The sequence below is a fragment of the Alcanivorax sp. HI0083 genome, from assembly GCF_001635175.1.
In genome coordinates this window covers 1-396 of record NZ_LWFX01000625.1, presented here as the reverse complement: position 1 = coordinate 396, position 396 = coordinate 1, and the positions used below count along the sequence as shown (strand labels likewise).

Sequence of the window (396 nt, the reverse complement as noted above, 5' to 3'; positions counted from 1 at the left end):
GGATGGTAAGCAGGTAATTGGAACCGGGGATGAACAGGCTCAGATAGGTCGGGATGACGGACAGTAAATCCACCACCCCGAAAAAGCTGCGTGCATAGCGCAGCGGTCGGTCGCTGACCCAAAGGCGAATGGCGTATTCCACCGTAAAAAGCAGAGTGAAAAACCACTCCGCCGCGTACAACAGCACGCCATACTCTTCACGGATGCTGGACACACTGTCGAGCATGACCGCAATCACGCTTCCCAGGATCGCCCCGATAAGCAGCACATCGAACAGCTGCCCGGCTGGGGTATCGGTACCAAAGATAATGTGGCGCCAGCGTTGCCGCAGGGTTTCCATATTTGCGCTGAATCCTTAACCATGGATGAACAAAGACGGGCTCATTGTGTCTTGTT

The 396-nt window shown here is 54.5% G+C and carries 1 protein-coding gene; it reads right to left on the bottom strand.

The window, feature by feature from the left end:
- Positions 1 to 340 (bottom strand): ion transporter (locus A3754_RS06270; protein WP_197468510.1); only part of this gene is annotated, 340 nt, incomplete at its 3' end.
- Between the last annotated feature and the right edge of the window lie 56 nt (positions 341 to 396).